Raw genomic sequence first — 15,903 nt, forward strand, 5'->3', positions numbered from 1 at the left:
TTCGACGGGGCGGTCATGTAGGGACGTGTGACCGCCTACAGCCCCGCTCTACCCGCAGGAGCACCGTGGCAACTGGCCGAACTCACCGACCGGCGACCCGTAGCCGAGGGATTCCCGAGGCCACCGTCGCCCGGCTTCCGCTGTACCTCCGAGCCCTGACGGCACTGTCCGAGCGCTCGGTACCCACGGTCTCCTCCGAGGAGCTCGCGGCCGCCGCGGGGGTCAACTCCGCCAAGCTGCGCAAGGACTTCTCGTACCTCGGGTCGTACGGGACGAGGGGTGTCGGCTACGACGTCGAGTATCTCGTCTACCAGATCTCCCGCGAGCTTGGGCTGACCCAGGACTGGCCGGTTGTCATCGTCGGTATCGGTAACCTCGGCGCCGCCCTGGCCAACTACGGCGGGTTCGCCTCCCGTGGGTTCCGCGTGGCCGCGCTCATCGACGCCGACCCGGCCATGGCCGGCAAGCCCGTCGCGGGGATTCCCGTGCAGCACAGCGACGACCTCGAGAAGATCATCGAGGACAACGGTGTGTCCATCGGTGTCATCGCGACGCCCGCCGGTGCCGCCCAGCAGGTCTGCGACCGGCTCGTGGCCGCCGGTGTCACGTCCATCCTGAACTTCGCGCCGACCGTGCTGACCGTCCCTGACGGCGTCGACGTGCGCAAGGTGGATCTGTCGATCGAGCTGCAGATCCTTGCCTTCCACGAGCAGCGCAAGGCGGGCGAAGAGGCCCACGCCGACGGCGCCGGACCGGCCGCCGTCACCCGCGACTCCGATGAATCCGCCGACCAGGGGCCCGACGGGGACGTACCCGCCGTGATGCCGGCATGAGTCTCCTCGTCGTGGGGCTGAGCCACCGCAGCGCCCCGGTCAGCGTTCTGGAGCGGGCCGCGCTGAGCACGGACGCCCAGATCAAGCTGCTGCAGGACACGGTCGCAGCCGAGCCGGCCACCGAGGCCGCGGTGCTCGCCACCTGCAACCGCATCGAGCTGTACGCCGACGTGGACAAGTTCCACGCCGGGGTCGCCGAGCTGTCCACGCTGCTCACCCAGCACAGCGGGGTGGGGCTCGACGAGCTCACGCCCTATCTGTACGTCCACTACGAGGACCGGGCCGTCCACCATCTGTTCTCGGTGGCCTGCGGGCTCGACTCCATGGTCGTCGGCGAGGGGCAGATCCTCGGGCAGATCAAGGACTCCCTCGCCAAGGCGCAGGAGCTGCACAGCGCCGGGCGGCTGCTGAACGACCTGTTCCAGCAGGCCCTGCGCGTCGGCAAGCGCGCCCACTCCGAGACCGGCATCGACCGCGCCGGACAGTCCCTGGTCACCTTCGGCCTGGAGCAGCTGGCCGAGGGCGGTGACGTGCAGGACTGGGCCCGGGGTAAGAAGGCCCTGGTCATCGGTGCCGGTTCGATGTCCTCCCTGGCCGCGGCCACGCTTGCGCGGGCCGGGGTCGCCGAGATCGTGATCGCCAACCGCACCCACGACAGGGCCGAGCGCCTCGCCGAGATCCTGAACGCGGCCGACGACACGGACGTGCTGGCCCGCGCGGTACCGATGGATTCGGTGCCGGTCGAGCTGACACGTGCCGACGTCGCCGTCTCCTGCACCGGCGCGACCGGCCTCGTCCTCACGGCCGAGGAGATCGCCGCCGCGGTCGAGGGCCGTACCGGTCGGCCGGTCGCCTTCGACGAGGAGAGCGGCAGCGGTCGTACGGCCGACAAGGCGCCCGCCCCCAGGACGCACGCCGACTCCGCCGACGTACGGCAGACCCCGTTGCCGCCCACCAGCGTCGGCACCGACGAGAACTGTCCGCTGGACCTCGCCGCCGTGCAGGGAGGTTTCTCCGTGCACGGGGAGGCCGCCGTCGCCGGTATGGACGCGGCCACCCTGGAGCAGCACGCGACCTGGGCCGCGGGCAGTGCCGTCGACCGCCGCGAGGCCGCCCGGCGCAGCCCCGAGGCCGACGCCGAGCTGATCACCGCGCTCGCCGCGACGGTCGCCACCGTCGGCCGGATCCCAGAGCGCCGCAAGCCCGAGCCCGTCGTCGAGGTGCCGCGCCCCGCGCCGGCCTTGTCGCTGCTCGACCTCGCCATGCCGCGCGACATCGACGCCGCCGCGCACCGGCTGGCCGGGGTGCGGCTGGTGGACATCGAGTCGCTGGCGGAAGCTTCCGCCACCGGGTCCGATCAGCGCACTTCGTCCGCGACTCCGATGGCGGCCGACGTCGACCAGGTCCGCCATATCGTCTCCGACGAGGTCGCGGCCTTCGGCGCGGCGCTGCGGGCCGCGCACATCACGCCCACCGTCGTCGCGCTGCGCACGATGGCCGCCGATGTCGTGGCGAACGAGATCGCCCGTCTGGAGGGCCGTCTGCCGGGCCTCGACGCCAAGCACCGCAGTGAGATCACGCAGACCGTGCGGCGCGTGGTCGACAAGCTGCTGCACGCCCCGACCGTCCGGGTCAAGCAGCTCGCGGCCGAGCCCGGCGGCGCCGGGTACGCGGACGCCCTGCGGACCCTGTTCGACCTCGATCAGGAGACGGTGGCCTCCGTCTCCCGCGCCGAGGACAGCACCGAGAAGAACCGAGGCCCACGATGACTCAGCAGGCACTACGGCTCGGCACCAGGCGCAGCAGGCTCGCCATGGCCCAGTCCGGGCAGGTCGCGGACGCCGTGCGCCAGGTGACCGGACGGCCCGTCGAGCTCGTAGAGATCACCACGTACGGCGATGTCTCACGCGAGGCCCTCGCGCAGATCGGCGGCACCGGCGTGTTCGTCACCGCCCTGCGCGACGCGCTGCTCAAGGGCGAGGTCGACTTCGCCGTGCACTCGCTGAAGGACCTGCCGACCGCGCAGCCCGAGGAGCTGGCCCTGGCGGCCGTCCCCGAGCGCGAGGACCCGCGCGACGTGATCGTCGCGCGCGACGCCCTCAAGCTCACCGACCTGCCGCGCGGGGCGCGCATCGGCACGGGTTCGCCGCGCCGGATGGCGCAGCTGAACGCGTACGCGCGCAGCCACGGGCTGGACATCGAGACCGTCGCGATCCGCGGGAACGTGGATACCCGGATCGGGTACGTGCGCGACGGCGAGCTGGATGCGGTGGTGCTTGCTGCGGCCGGGCTGCAGCGCATCGGCCGTATCGACGAGGTGACCGACTTCCTGTCGGTCGACACGGTTTTGCCCGCCCCCGGCCAGGGGGCACTGGCGATCGAGTGCACCGCGGACAACGCGGACCTCATCGCCGCGCTCGGGGAACTCGACGACCCGTTCACGCGGGTCGCCGTGACCGCCGAGCGCTCACTGCTCGCCGCCCTGGAGGCCGGCTGCTCCGCCCCTGTGGGCGCGCTGGCCGACCTTTTGGCCGACGGGCAGATTGTCAAGGAAATGCGCCTGCGGGGAGTTGTCGGCACGACCGACGGCACTCGCATGGTGCAGCTGTCCACCACCGGTCCCGTGCCCGAGACGCACGACCAAGCGCTTGCGCTCGGTCGCGAACTCGCTGACGAGATGCTTGCCCAGGGCGCGGCCGGTCTGATGGGGGAGCGAGCACAGTGAGCCCCACCACCCTTCCCGCCGGCCTTGAACACGGGCACGTCACCTTCCTCGGTGCCGGACCCGGGGATCCGGGGCTACTGACTCTGCGCGCCGTCGAGGCGCTGGCGAGCGCCGATGTACTGGTCGCCGAGCACGAAGTGCTCGACGTGGTACGCCGGCACGCCAGATCAGGCGTAGCCGAAGTGCACACGGACACGGGTCCCGATGCGGACACCGTCCCGGGCACAGGCACGCCTCAACTAGCGGTAGTTGACGGCGCGTCAACGACCGCTGGGCTACCCGCGGTGCGGGATGCCGCACATCTTGTCATGGAGGCCGCACGCGGCGGCAGGCGGGTCGTACGTGCGGTGTCCGGGGATCCCGGGCTGGACACGTACGCCACCGAGGAGATGCTCGCGTGCGCCGCGGCGGGTGTGCCGTTCGAGGTCGTGCCGGGTGTCGCGGCGGCCGTGGGCGTGCCCGCGTATGCCGGCGTGCCGTTGCGCGACGCGCAGGGCGCGGACGTCCGGTTCGTGGACGCGCGCACCGCGTCCGACCGGTGCTGGACCGAGGTCGGGGCGTCGGACGGCACGGTCGTCGTCTCCACGACGCTCGACGGCATCGGTGCGGCTGCCGGTGAACTGGTGTCGGCGGGGCGCAAGCCCGATACGCCGATGACGGTGACCGTCGCCGGTACCACCACCCGGCAGCGGACCTGGACCGCGACCCTCGGGACCATCGCCCAGACGCTGAAGCAGGCCAAGGTGCTGCCGTCGCCCGAGGGCGGGCGGCCGGTGATAGCCGTGGTCGGTGAGCGTTCCGCCGCAGCACAGCGCGACCAGTTGTCGTGGTTCGAGTCCAAGCCGTTGTTCGGCTGGCGAGTGCTCGTTCCGCGTACGAAGGAGCAGGCGGCTTCGCTCTCCGACCAGTTGAGGTCGTACGGGGCCGTGCCGCACGAGGTGCCGACGATCGCCGTCGAGCCGCCGCGGACGCCTCAGCAGATGGAGCGGGCCGTCAAGGGACTCGTGACGGGCCGTTATGAGTGGATCGCGTTCACCTCGGTGAATGCCGTGAAGGCCGTGCGGGAGAAGTTCGAGGAGTACGGGCTCGATGCCCGGGCGTTTGCCGGGATCAAGGTCGCCGCGGTGGGGGAGCAGACCGCGAAGGCGCTGATCGCGTTTGGTGTGAAGCCGGATCTGGTGCCCAGTGGCGAGCAGTCGGCCGCGGGGCTGCTGGAGGACTGGCCGCCGTACGACCCGGTGTTCGACCCCATTGACCGGGTGTTCCTGCCTCGGGCCGATATCGCCACGGAGACTCTGGTCGCCGGGCTCATCGAGCTGGGCTGGGAGGTCGATGACGTCACGGCCTATCGGACCGTGCGGGCCTCGCCGCCGCCGGCGGAGACGCGGGAGGCGATCAAGGGGGGTGGCTTCGACGCCGTTCTCTTCACGTCGTCCTCCACCGTGCGGAATCTGGTGGGGATCGCCGGGAAGCCGCACAACGTGACCGTGATCGCCTGTATCGGGCCTGCCACGGCGAAGACTGCTGAGGAGCATGGGCTTCGGGTGGATGTGATGGCTCCGGAGCCGTCCGTGCACAAGTTGGCCGAGGCGTTGGCGGACTTCGGGATGCGGCGGCGGGCTGCTGCTGTGGACGCCGGGGATCCGGTTACTCGGCCCAGTGAGCGGCGGCCGGGGGCTCGGCGGCGGCGGTCCACGACGTAGGTGTGTGACGGGGGGTGGGGGCGCGTGCCGGGAGGGTGTTTCGCCCCCGCCGCGCCCCCGCCGCCGTTACCCTCAGTCGCTGCCGACCGTGTGGCCGAAGCTGAGCAGGTTGGCCGGGTCGTAGGTCGATTTGTCCTTGCGTAGGCGGTCCAGGGTTTCCGGGGTCCAGGCTCGGGCTCGGTCCTCGGTGTTGCCCGGGGTGCCGTGGAGGTTGATCATCGTGTGGCCCGTGCCGTACGGGGACATCGCTTCGTGCAGGGACGTCGTCGCCTGCTCTATGGCTTCCGCTGTCGGCGGGGTCGTCAGGACTCCCACCGTTTCCAGGATGTAGCTCGCGTCCCGGGCGCAGATCGCGTCCTCCTGGCGGGCGGGGCGGGCCAGGGCGCCGCCCAGGTGGCGGAGCTCCACCATGAGGATGGGGTAGTCGGGGACCTCGGGGCCTGCCTGGGACAGGAACGTGCGCAGGGCCTCGGGGGTGAGGTCGCGCAGCAGGGCGCAGGACTCCCGCGCGGGGAGGGGGTCCTGCGGCTCCATGTGGATGCGGTCCAGGGCCGTGTACGGCATCTCCTCCACCGTGTCCACCGTCACCGGCGCCGCCGCGCGGATCGGGGCCAGCAGGCGTTCCCCTTCCGCCGGGTCCGAGGGCCAGGCGATGGCGACACGGGCCCAGAAGCCGCCGCGCAGCGGTTCGGGGATCTCCGGGATCGGGGGCAGCCGCAGCAGGGTGAAGGCGCTGCACATCTCGTCGGGCAGGGTTCGCGTCCAGTCGGTCCAGGTGCGCAGCACGGCCTCGGCGTGCTCGCCGGGGTAGTAGACGCCGCCGCCCAGGATCGTGGTGAGGGGGAGCAGGTCGCAGGTCATCGACGTGACCACGCCTACGTTGCCCTTGCCGCCGCGCAGTGCCCAGAACAGTTCCGGCTCGTGGTCGGGGTCGGACTCGCGCAGGGTGCCGTCGGGTGTGGCCACCTGGAAGGAGCGGACCAGGTCGGAGGCGTAGCCGTAGGTCCGGCCGAGGACGGGGAGTCCGCCGCCCAGCGTGTAGCCGACCGCGCCGGCGTCCGTGGACGTGCCGGCGAGCGCGGCCAGGCCGTGGGGTGCGGCCGCCTCCAGGACGTCCCGCCACTTGGCGCCGGCCGCGACCGTCGCGAGGCGCTTGGCCGGGTCGACGCGTACGTCCGTCATGCGGGCCGTGTTGATCAGCAGGCCGTGGGAGATCGGGAAGTTCGCTCCATGGCCCGTCGCCTGGACCGCGACCGGCGTACCGGTGGCCGTCGCCCAGCGCAGGGCCGTGACGATGTCATCGGCGCTCGTCGCGCCCACGACCACCTCGGGCGTGTGCAGGGCGGCCAGGTTGAAGCCGGTGACCTCGTCGGCGTAGCCGTCGTCGCCGGGGCGCAGCACCGGGCCGTGGATCTCGGAGAGGGCGAACAGGTCGGGCGTGTTGCGGTGGGTAGCGGTCATCGCGTCCTCCGTGGCGCGTGTACGGAGGGGCCTTGCGGGCGGGGGCTCGATCGAGGCCCTTGGGGTCGGCCGTTCGGGGCTTGTCTTCAGGATGGACCCGGGGCCGTGCGCGGCGCATGCGGGGCCGTCGTCGGCGCCTCGGCGTCCCGACGGCCAGTCGGCAAAGGTGCTGCCGGGGCGGGCGTAGCGTAGGTGGCATGACGACGTACGGATCCTTCCCCGGCACGCGGCCGCGGCGTCTGCGGACCACTCCCGCCATGCGGCGCATGGTCGCCGAGACCCGGCTGCACCCCGCCGACTTCATCCTCCCGGCCTTCGTGCGCGAGGGCGTCAGCGAGCCCGTGCCGATCGCCACCATGCCGGGCGTCGTCCAGCACACGCGGGACAGCCTGAAGAAGGCGGCGCTGGAGGCCGTGCAGGCCGGGGTCTCCGGGATCATGCTCTTCGGGGTACCCGAGGAGGAGAAGAAGGACGCCCTCGGGACGCCGGGCACGGATCCGGACGGGATCTTGCAGGTCGCCCTCCGGGACGTACGGGCCGAGGTCGGCGACGACCTGCTCGTCATGTCCGACCTGTGCCTCGACGAGACCACCGATCACGGGCACTGCGGTGTGTTGGACGCCGAAGGGCGCGTCGACAACGACGCCACCCTGGAGCGCTACGCCGAGATGGCGCAGGTGCAGGCCGACGCCGGAGCCCATGTCGTGGGGCCCAGCGGGATGATGGACGGGCAGATCGGGGTCGTCCGTGACGCGCTCGACCAGATCGGCCGCGAGGACGTCGCGATCCTCGCCTACACCGCCAAGTACGCCTCCGCCTTCTACGGGCCCTTCCGTGAGGCCGTCGCCTCCTCCCTGAAGGGCGACCGGAAGACCTATCAGCAGGATGCGGCGAACGCCCGGGAGGCGCTGCGCGAGCTCGCCCTCGACCTGGAGGAGGGCGCCGACATGGTGATGGTCAAGCCGGCCGGGCCCTACCTCGACATCCTGGCGCGGGTCGCCGACGCGGTGGACGTGCCGGTGGCGGCCTATCAGATCTCCGGTGAGTACTCGATGGTCGAGGCCGCCGCCGAGAAGGGGTGGATCGACCGCGACCGGGCGATCCTCGAGACGCTGACCGGCATCAAGCGGGCGGGTGCGCGCAACATCCTCACCTACTGGGCGACGGAGGCCGCGCAGAAGCTCGGCCGCGCCTGATCCGGTAGCGGGCCGACGCGGGTCCCGTCAGCGTCCGTCGGTCGCCGGTGGCGTCGTGGGCGCCGGCTCCGAGGGGCTGGTCGGGGTCGACGGGCCCTCGTCGCGCAGGCCCTGGCCGTCCTCGCACGCGGTGAGCGTGAACGCGGCGACCGCCACCAGCGTGGCGGCGAGCAGCCGGGCGCGGGAGCGAGGGGGGTGTGCGGACGCGGACATGGTGCGGCCCTCTCCATAGGTGGGGTTGGGGTCGGACCCCAGCCTGCGTGATCATCCGCCCCGTCCGCCACCGTCGGCGCTGAATTCGGGACGCCCGAGCGGCGGGACGGCCGCTGACCTGCGGGGACGGCAGGTCCCGACGGCTCGGCGCGGGACGCGGGAAGCCGTGCGAACCGGCGGGCGGGCCCTGTGTACGGCCCTGTGTACGGGACAGTGGGGTCCGTATCCCGGAAAGTCGCTTGTAGAGGGCACACAGTTCTCTAGGCTGCCCGGCACGAGCCGTCGCCCTCGTCGCCGCAGCCCAAGGAGCCGTGTCATGACCGTCACCGAGCCCGCGCCCCGACCCGCCCCGGCCGCCCTGCCACCGCTCGCGGCGCGGACCGGCGCCGTCGGCGGATCGCCCGTGCGGGACATCCTCGCCGTCACCGCCCGGCCCGAGGTCATCAACTTCGCGGGCGGGCTGCCGGCGCCGGAGCTGTTCGACCGGGACGGCATCGCAGCCGCCTTCCGGGACGTCCTCGCCGAGACCCCGGCGCAGGCCCTTCAGTACTCCACGACGGAGGGCGAGCCGAGTCTGCGCACCGGACTCGCCGCCCGCGTGTCGGCGCGCGGACTCGCGACCGACGCCGACGACCTGCTCATCACCACCGGCTCCCAGCAGGGGCTGGCGCTCCTGGCCACCGCGCTGCTGGACCCTGGTGACACGGTCCTGGTCGAAGACCCCTGCTACCTGGCGGCACTTCAGGCGTTCGGCCTCGCGGGCGCCCGGGTCGTGGCCGTGCCCGGCGATGCGGACGGCGTGGATCCGCAGGCGCTGGAGGAACTGGTGGCGCGGGAGCGGCCGAAGCTCTTCTACACCGTGCCCACCTTCCAGAACCCGACCGGCCGGACCTTGCCCGCCGAGCGCAGGGCGGCCGTCGCGCAGGCCGCCGCCCGGCGCGGGGTGTGGATCGTCGAGGACGACCCGTACGGCGAGCTGCGGTACGAGGGCGAGCGCGTGCCCTGGATCGCCTCGTACCCGGGCGCCGAGGACCGGACCGTGCTGCTCGGCTCCTTCTCCAAGGTGATGGCCCCCGGCCTCCGGCTGGGCTGGCTGCGCGCCCCGGCCGCCCTGCGGCGGGCCTGCGCGGTCGCCAAGCAGGCCGCCGACCTGCACACCCCGACCGTCAACCAGCTCGCCGCCGCCCGCTACCTCGGCGCCCTCGACCCACACGTGGCCCGGGTCAGGGACGTCTACCGCGAACGCCGCGACGCCATGCTCGCGGGCCTGCCCGGGGCCCTCCCGGAGGGCTCGGCCTGGAACCGTCCCGAGGGCGGCATGTTCCTGTGGGCCCGCCTGCCCCAGTCGTACGACACGACGGCCCTGCTGCCGCAGGTCGTGCGGCACGACGTCGCCTACGTGCCCGGCGCGCCCTTCTACGCCGGTGAGCCCGACCGGTCGACGCTGCGGCTGTGCTTCGTGACGCAGACGCCGCGGGAGATCGGGGAGGGGCTGCGGCGGCTGGGGGAGGGGCTGCGGGCCTAGCGCCTGCGGGCCCAGGGCCTGTGGCTCGCCGGCCTGGGGTCCTGGAGCCCGCGGGCCCGCGGGCCTAGGGCGAAGGGTCCAGGGCGGGTCGGGCCGTGGACGGCAGACGGGGACCGGCCGGTGTTCCTAAGGTGAAGCCATGTCCGACAGCTTGCGGTTCGATCTCGACGCGTACCTTCGGCGGATCGGTTGGGAGGGGGAGCGGCGCGCCGACGTGGCGACGCTGCGGGGAGTGCACCTGGCGCATCTGCGGGGCATCCCGTTCGAGAACCTGGACGCCCTCAGGCGCATCGCCCCGTCCCTCGACCCGGCCGACCTGATGGCCAAGCTGGTGCACAGCCGGCGCGGCGGCTACTGCTACGAGCACAACTCGCTCTTCGCGGACGCCCTGGAGGCGCTGGGCTTCGAGGTGACCCGGCTGGGCGCACGCGTCGTCGTCGGAGCCGACCGCATCGAGAGCCGGCCGCGCACCCACATGGCGCTGCTCGTCCGGGCGCCCGGCGACCCGCAGCCGTATCTCGCGGACGTCGGCTTCGGGGCCATCGGCGCGCTGCTGGAACCGGTGCCGCTGACCGCCGGTGTCGAGTTCCGGGACGCCGAGCGCCGGCACCGGCTCGCCCACGCCCCGCACCACGGGCCGCTCGAACTGTGGCTGCTGCAGGCCCACGACCGGGCGAAGGACGAGTGGGCCGACCAGTACGCCTTCACCCTGGAGCCGTTCGAGAAGCCCGACTTCGAGGTCATCAACTGGCACATCGGCACCAACCCGCGCTCGCCCTTCACCCAGCGTGTCTACGTCCAGAGCCTCACCGCCGAGCGTCACCTGCTCCTCAACGGCCGGCTCCTCACCGAGACGCGGGCGGACGGCACGGTCGTCGAGCGCGAGGTGACGCGGGAGGCGCAGGCGCGTCGGCTGCTGGCGCGGGAGTTCGGGATCGACGCCCCGGAGGGGATGACGCTGCTGCCCGCGTGAGGGCGGGCCGTCAGTCCCACCAGAAGTGCCAGGCCGGCTGGTTGAGCAGGCGGTTCTCGGCGTAGGCGCGGATGTTGGTGTCGTGGCTCTGCAGGATGTTGTCCGGGCAGAACGCGAAGTGCTCGGCGGCGACGGCCTCCGCCTCGGCCAGGGTGTCCGGCGGGAACGCCACGGAGACCAGGAGGTGGTCGAAGCCGAGCGCGACGACCCGTATGCCGAAGCGGTCCTCCCAGGAGCGGAGCACCGCGCAGAGGCGGGCGGTGTCGCCCTCGTGGTTCACCGGGCCCGTCCAGCCGATCGCCGCCGGAATGTCCGCGCTGCGGCGGGCCGGGACGAGGGCGAGGCGGGGGTCCTCCAGCAGGCTGCCGCTGTCGATCAGGGAGTCCGCGATGTCGGCGGCCACCGCTTCCGGGTCCACGGGTTCCGGGTCCACGGAGTCGGCGGCTGAAGCGGGGGCGCCGGCCAGGCCGGGCCACTCCTCCTGCGTCTCCCCGGCCGCGTATTCGTCCCAGAGCTCCGCCAGGATCTCGTCGGCGTCGTGATCTCCCGGGTACGACATCTCGTCCGGCATCAACTCCCAGTCCTGCGGGCCGCCATGGCGGCCGCCCGCGTCGACGACGACCGGCAGCAGGCCGGCGGTCCGCCGGGCCGGGGTCAGCGCGGCCCATGCGCCCGGCTTCGCCCGTCCGTCGGCGAGCCACAGCAGCGGCTCGTGCCACGGGCCCTCCGCGGTCTCGTCGAGGAGCCTTCCCGGCGGGAGTTGGAGGCCGAGAGCGGCACCGGAGGGGTCGCTCGTGAGCTTCGGCAGAGGGTTCGGAAGTGTCGCCATGACCGTGACTTTAGGGGGCGGCACTGACAACTCACTTCACCTCACCACTGTGCTGTCGAAGCACTCCGTACCGCCCCCCTCCGCCGGGTGGAAGCAGGCCCGCACCACGGTTCCGGGGCGGGCCGCGGTCATCGGGGTGTAGACGTAGGAGTCCGCGTCGACGCCGTCCCGGATCTCCGCGCTGCGGACGCCTCCGGCACGGGCCTTTCCGCCGTCGTCGCCGTGTGCCGACATCTCCAGCCGGTCGCCGACGCGTGTCCCCCACATCCGGGCCCAACTCGTCCCGCACTCCTGGCTGTAGCGCAGCTCCAGCCAGGCGCCGGTGGCGGTCCGGTACGAGGCGAGGGTCTCCGGCGCCGGGGCGCACTTCATGTGCATCGGGCTCTTGCCCTCGCAGACCTCTCCCCGGCAACGCGGCTCGACCGCGGACGCGGGCGGTGACAGCGACGCACGCGGCTCGCCGTCCCGGTGCGGCAGCAGCAGGACCACCGCGGCAACGCCCCCGACGGCCACCGCGGACACCGACGCGAGCACCGCGACGAGCGTCGCGCCGCGGTGGACGTCCCTGGCGTCGGCGGTGGCACCAGCAGGCGGGGCCTCCTCAGGAGGAGGTGGGGTCGGCGGCAGGATGCGCGGTCCCTGCGCCGTCCGTCCGCTCCCCTCCGACTCCGCGATCTCCCACAGGGCCACACAGCGCCCCTCCGGCTCGCCGGCGAGTCGGCACAGCTCCTGCACCGCGTCACGCGGAGGGAGCGTGCGGCCGTTGAGATAGCGGTCCCAGGACGACTTGCTGAACGCGGTCTTCGCCGCGAGCCCGGCCAGGCTCAGACCGGTGCGGCCCTTCAACTCCAGCAGCGCGGCGGCAAGTCGGGCCCGTTCCGGCGACGGCGCCGTCATCGCCGTAGGGCCTTCCAGGTGTGCGGCCCGATGATGCCGTCCATGACCAGCCCCGCCCGCTGCTGCGCCTGCTCGACCGCGCGTTCCGTCACCGGACCGAAGATCCCGTCGATCCCGCCCGGCGAGAAGCCCGCCCGACGCAGCAGACACTGCGCCTCTGCGACCTCGGGCCCCGCGTGGCCGTTCGCGAGGATGGCGCCCCGGGTGCGGCTGATGCCCGCGTACCAGCGGTCGTCGATCCGTTCGAGGAGGCAGGTGTACGTCGGTGCGGGCGGCCGCGAGGCCGGCGGGGACGCCGACTTGGCGGTCGCGGCGAGGGGAGCCGTCGGGTGTGCCACGTCGCCGTCGCGGCCGCTCAGCCGTACGACGAGGAGGGCGGCCGTGGAGACGGCCAGGACCAGCGCGACGGCCCCCGCGACCAGGGCGACGCGCAGCGAACGGCTGGTGGGGTGTCCGTGGGCGGCTGCATCGTCGAGGAACTCCGGCTCCGCGACGGTCACTTCCGGTACGGCCGCCTCGGCCCGCCGGTTCCCCCACGCCTCCGCGGCCACCTCGTGCAACGCCAGTAACCGCGTCGGATCCTCGTCCACGGCCCGGGCCAGCGCGTCGACGGCCTCGCGGGGCGGGAGGGATCTTCCGCCCAGATACCGCTCCCACGACTTCTGGCTGTACCCCGTCCGCGCCGCCAGCTGCCGCAGGCTCAGCCCGCTGTGGTCCTTCAGCCGGCGCAACCGCACCACCAACTGCCGTACACGCGGATCCAGCTCCGCGGGCAGCGCTGCCCAACGCGACATGTTCCCCCCATTCGCGTTCACGGTCCGGGCCCGCGGTCCGTGGTCAGCGGCCCCCGTGCCCCCGCCGCATTCTGCATCAGCATCCACGGGCCGCACCGGAAGTTGGTTCCGACACGGGTACGGAATCGGCCACCGCCCTGTCACAGGCGTCCCGCCGTGCCGTCCCGACGGGAGGTATCCGTGCAGGTCAGCGAGTGGGACATCCCGCCGTGACGTCACTTGTGCGGCAACTGTGGCAACCGTCGCCGCCCGCCGCGCACTCTCGTCTCACCAGCCGGCGGCAGGCGCCGCCACCCGAGCCAGAGCGAGAGGGAAACACATGCGACCGAACATCTGGACGAGGACCCTCGTCAGCGTCAGCGCCGTCGTGGGCCTTGCCGCCGCGGGCCTCGCGACCGCGGGCACCAGCTTCGCCGCGTCGGACGCGAGGCCGGCCGTGCGCTCCGACGTCGGCGTCCTCGCGGTGAACAACCTCGGCCTCAGCACCACGGAGGCCCGCTACGTCCAGTGCTGGATCCAGGACTACTGGGGCTACACCGGCGCCCTCGACGGGCAGCTCGGCACCAACAGCTGGAAGGCGCTGCAGCGCTGGCTCAAGGCGCACTGGGGCTACAACGACAACATCGACGGGATCGTCGGCCCCAACACCATCAAGGCCCTGCAACGTGACCTGAAGGCGCACCACGGCTACACCGGCGCGATCGACGGCATCGCCGGATCGGGCACCAAGGCCGCGTTCAAGGACTTCGCGGCCGACTCCAAGCAGTACTGCTGAGTCGTCTGAGTCGTCTGAGTCGTCGCCCCGACATGGCCGCGGCCCGTCCTCGCCGCGGGGGAGAGGACGGGCCGCAGCGTCACGTCAGGCGCTCAGAGCCGCTCGGGCGTCCGGATGCCCAGCAGGGCCATGCCCTGGTGCAGGGTCCGGGCCGTCAGGTCGCACAGGAACAGACGGTTCTGCACCTGCTCGGGCGTCTCGGCCTTCAGCACCGGGCACTTGTCGTAGAACGACGTGTACAGCGACGCCAGCTGGTACAGATACGCGGCCAGCTTGTGCGGGGCGTACTCCGCGGCCGCCTCGAAGACCGTGTCGCCGAACGCGTCCAGGTGCAGACCGAGCGCCCGCTCCGCCGCGTGCAGTTCCAGCTCCGGGTGCGCGGCCGGCTTCGTGTCGCCCGCCTTGCGCAGGATCGACTGAATACGGGCGTACGCGTACTGGAGGTAGACGGACGTGTCGCCGTTCAGCGACACCATCTGGTCCAGGTCGAACTTGTAGTCCCGGTTCGGCGACGTCGACAGGTCCGCGTACTTCACGGCGCCGATGCCGACCTGCGCGGCCCGCTCCTGGATCTCGGCCTCGGTGAGGTCCTGCGCCTTCTCCCGTACGACCTCGGCCGCCCGCTGCACCGCCTCGTCCAGCAGGTCCTCAAGCCGTACGGTCTCGCCCTCACGCGTCTTGAACGGCTTGCCGTCCGCGCCGAGCACCGTGCCGTAGCCCATGTTGTGCGCGGTGACCTCGTCGGTCAGCCAGCCCGCGCGGCGGGCCGCCTCGAAGACCATCCTGAAGTGGAGGGACTGACGGACGTCCACGACGTAGAGCAGGGACGTGGCGTGCAGGTCCTGGACCCGGTTGCGGATCGCCGTCAGGTCGGAGGCCGCGTAGCCGAAGCCGCCGTCCGCCTTCTGCACGATCAGCGGGACCGGCTGGTCGTCCTTGCCGCGGATCTCGTCGAAGAACACCACGAGCGCGCCCTCGGAGCGCACCGCGACACCCATCTCCTCCAGGAGGCGGGCGGTCTCGGGCATGCCCTCGTTGTACGCGGACTCGCCGACGATCTCGTCCTCGCGGATCTCCATGTCCAGCTTCTCGAAGACCGAGTAGAAGTAGACCTTCGACTCGTCCACGAACTGCTGCCACAGCTCCAGCGTTTCCTTGTCACCGGACTGCAGGGCGACAACCCGCTTACGGGCCCGCTCCTTGAACTCCTCGTCCGAGTCGAAGACCGCACGCGACGCCTTGTACACCCGGTTCAGATTGCTCATCGCCTGCTCGCCGTCGACGTCGGCCGCGGGGGCCAGCTCGCCGGGGTTCTCGAACAGGTACTGGATGAGCATGCCGAACTGGGTGCCCCAGTCGCCGATGTGATGCCGGCCGATCGTCTTCTCGCCGGTGAAGTCGAGCATGCCGCGCAGGGCGTCGCCGATGACCGCCGACCGCAGGTGACCGACGTGCATCTCCTTCGCCACGTTCGGCTGGGCGTAGTCGACGACCGTGATGCCCGCGTTCTCCTTCAGCGGCACGCCGAGGCGCTCGCCGTCCGCGTGCCGCGCGGCGAGGTTCTCGGTGATCGCCCTGTCGGCGATCGTGATGTTGAGGAAGCCGGGGCCGGAGACCTCGACGTCCTTGATCACGTCACCGGTGACGATGTTGCCGACGACCTCCGTCGCCAGCTCCCTCGGGTTCGACTTGGCCTTCTTGGCGAGGGCCAGGATCCCGTTGGCCTGGAAGTCGGCCCGGTCGCTACGTCGCAGGAGCGGGTCCGCGTCGGCCTCCGGCCGGGTGGCCGAGAGGGCGTTCGCGAGGCGCTGCTGGACTTGAGCGGTGAGCGACGTGACCGAAGCCATGGGGTGGGAGCCGTTCTCCTCGTGGGATGGGTAGACGTCGCCAGTATCCCATGGGGGGTAAAGGCGTTTTTTGCGGCTGCGGGCCGGTGGGGCCGGTCGCGCAGTTCCCCGCGCCCCTTTGAGGCGGCTGCG

Annotated in this window: 14 protein-coding genes; 8 read left to right on the forward strand and 6 right to left on the reverse strand. The window is 72.2% G+C overall.

Annotation, left to right across the window (positions count from 1 at the left end):
• Positions 1–65 precede the first annotated feature (65 nt).
• The 4 genes from OG254_RS28185 to OG254_RS28200 are packed head-to-tail and all read left to right on the forward strand — an operon-like array spanning position 66 to position 5,261.
• Positions 66–833: a redox-sensing transcriptional repressor Rex gene (locus OG254_RS28185; protein ID WP_405586979.1), complete on the forward strand. Its 768-nt coding sequence runs from the start codon at positions 66–68 to the stop codon at positions 831–833.
• The gene (locus OG254_RS28190; protein ID WP_405586982.1) at positions 830–2,602 is read left to right on the forward strand and encodes a glutamyl-tRNA reductase; all 1,773 of its coding nucleotides are present in this window, start codon (positions 830–832) and stop codon (positions 2,600–2,602) included. Before OG254_RS28185 ends, OG254_RS28190 begins: the two co-directional genes overlap by 4 nt.
• Positions 2,599–3,558: a hydroxymethylbilane synthase gene (gene hemC / locus OG254_RS28195; protein WP_405586985.1), complete on the forward strand. Its 960-nt coding sequence runs from the start codon at positions 2,599–2,601 to the stop codon at positions 3,556–3,558. Before OG254_RS28190 ends, hemC begins: the two co-directional genes overlap by 4 nt.
• A complete protein-coding gene (locus tag OG254_RS28200; RefSeq protein WP_405586987.1) occupies positions 3,555–5,261 on the forward strand; it encodes a uroporphyrinogen-III synthase in 1,707 nt (568 codons plus the stop codon). Before hemC ends, OG254_RS28200 begins: the two co-directional genes overlap by 4 nt.
• A gap of 72 nt (positions 5,262–5,333) precedes the next feature.
• Here the strand turns inward: OG254_RS28200 and OG254_RS28205 are convergent, their stop codons facing one another.
• Positions 5,334–6,722, reverse strand: a complete 1,389-nt coding sequence (locus OG254_RS28205) for an FAD-binding oxidoreductase (protein ID WP_405586990.1) — start codon at positions 6,720–6,722, stop codon at positions 5,334–5,336.
• 197 nt (positions 6,723–6,919) lie between these two features.
• Here OG254_RS28205 and hemB point away from each other — a divergent pair, with 197 nt between their 5' ends.
• On the forward strand, positions 6,920–7,918 hold the full coding sequence (gene hemB, locus OG254_RS28210; protein WP_405586993.1) for a porphobilinogen synthase: 999 nt from the start codon (positions 6,920–6,922) through the stop codon (positions 7,916–7,918).
• Positions 7,919–7,945: 27 nt separating this feature from the next.
• Here the strand turns inward: hemB and OG254_RS28215 are convergent, their stop codons facing one another.
• Positions 7,946–8,131: a hypothetical protein gene (locus OG254_RS28215; protein ID WP_405586996.1), complete on the reverse strand. Its 186-nt coding sequence runs from the start codon at positions 8,129–8,131 to the stop codon at positions 7,946–7,948.
• A gap of 316 nt (positions 8,132–8,447) precedes the next feature.
• Between OG254_RS28215 and OG254_RS28220 the strand changes: the two genes are divergently transcribed.
• Positions 8,448–9,656: a PLP-dependent aminotransferase family protein gene (locus OG254_RS28220; protein WP_405586999.1), complete on the forward strand. Its 1,209-nt coding sequence runs from the start codon at positions 8,448–8,450 to the stop codon at positions 9,654–9,656.
• A 139-nt stretch (positions 9,657–9,795) separates the two neighbouring features.
• On the forward strand, positions 9,796–10,629 hold the full coding sequence (locus OG254_RS28225) for an arylamine N-acetyltransferase (RefSeq protein WP_405587002.1): 834 nt from the start codon (positions 9,796–9,798) through the stop codon (positions 10,627–10,629).
• A gap of 10 nt (positions 10,630–10,639) precedes the next feature.
• On the opposite strand, the gene OG254_RS28230 is transcribed toward OG254_RS28225, so the two are convergent.
• Genes OG254_RS28230 through OG254_RS28240 form a run of 3 tightly spaced genes read right to left on the reverse strand, consistent with a single transcriptional unit; the run spans position 10,640 to position 13,149 of the window.
• Complete coding sequence (locus OG254_RS28230) at positions 10,640–11,458, reverse strand: DUF4253 domain-containing protein (protein ID WP_405587004.1); 819 nt, start codon at positions 11,456–11,458, stop codon at positions 10,640–10,642.
• Positions 11,459–11,494: 36 nt separating this feature from the next.
• Complete coding sequence (locus OG254_RS28235) at positions 11,495–12,355, reverse strand: DUF2690 domain-containing protein (RefSeq protein ID WP_405587007.1); 861 nt, start codon at positions 12,353–12,355, stop codon at positions 11,495–11,497.
• Complete coding sequence (locus tag OG254_RS28240) at positions 12,352–13,149, reverse strand: peptidoglycan-binding protein (protein WP_405587010.1); 798 nt, start codon at positions 13,147–13,149, stop codon at positions 12,352–12,354. The genes OG254_RS28235 and OG254_RS28240 overlap by 4 nt, the downstream gene beginning before the upstream one ends.
• Before the next feature lie 319 nt (positions 13,150–13,468).
• Here OG254_RS28240 and OG254_RS28245 point away from each other — a divergent pair, with 319 nt between their 5' ends.
• Positions 13,469–13,924 (forward strand): peptidoglycan-binding protein, encoded by a 456-nt coding sequence (locus OG254_RS28245; RefSeq protein WP_405587013.1) that lies wholly within the window; start codon positions 13,469–13,471, stop codon positions 13,922–13,924.
• Positions 13,925–14,016: 92 nt separating this feature from the next.
• On the opposite strand, the gene argS is transcribed toward OG254_RS28245, so the two are convergent.
• Positions 14,017–15,771: an arginine--tRNA ligase gene (argS, locus tag OG254_RS28250; protein ID WP_405587016.1), complete on the reverse strand. Its 1,755-nt coding sequence runs from the start codon at positions 15,769–15,771 to the stop codon at positions 14,017–14,019.
• Positions 15,772–15,903 lie beyond the last annotated feature (132 nt).

Origin of the sequence: Streptomyces sp. NBC_01092, assembly GCF_045039535.1 — a bacterium.
GTDB lineage: Bacteria > Actinomycetota > Actinomycetes > Streptomycetales > Streptomycetaceae > Streptomyces.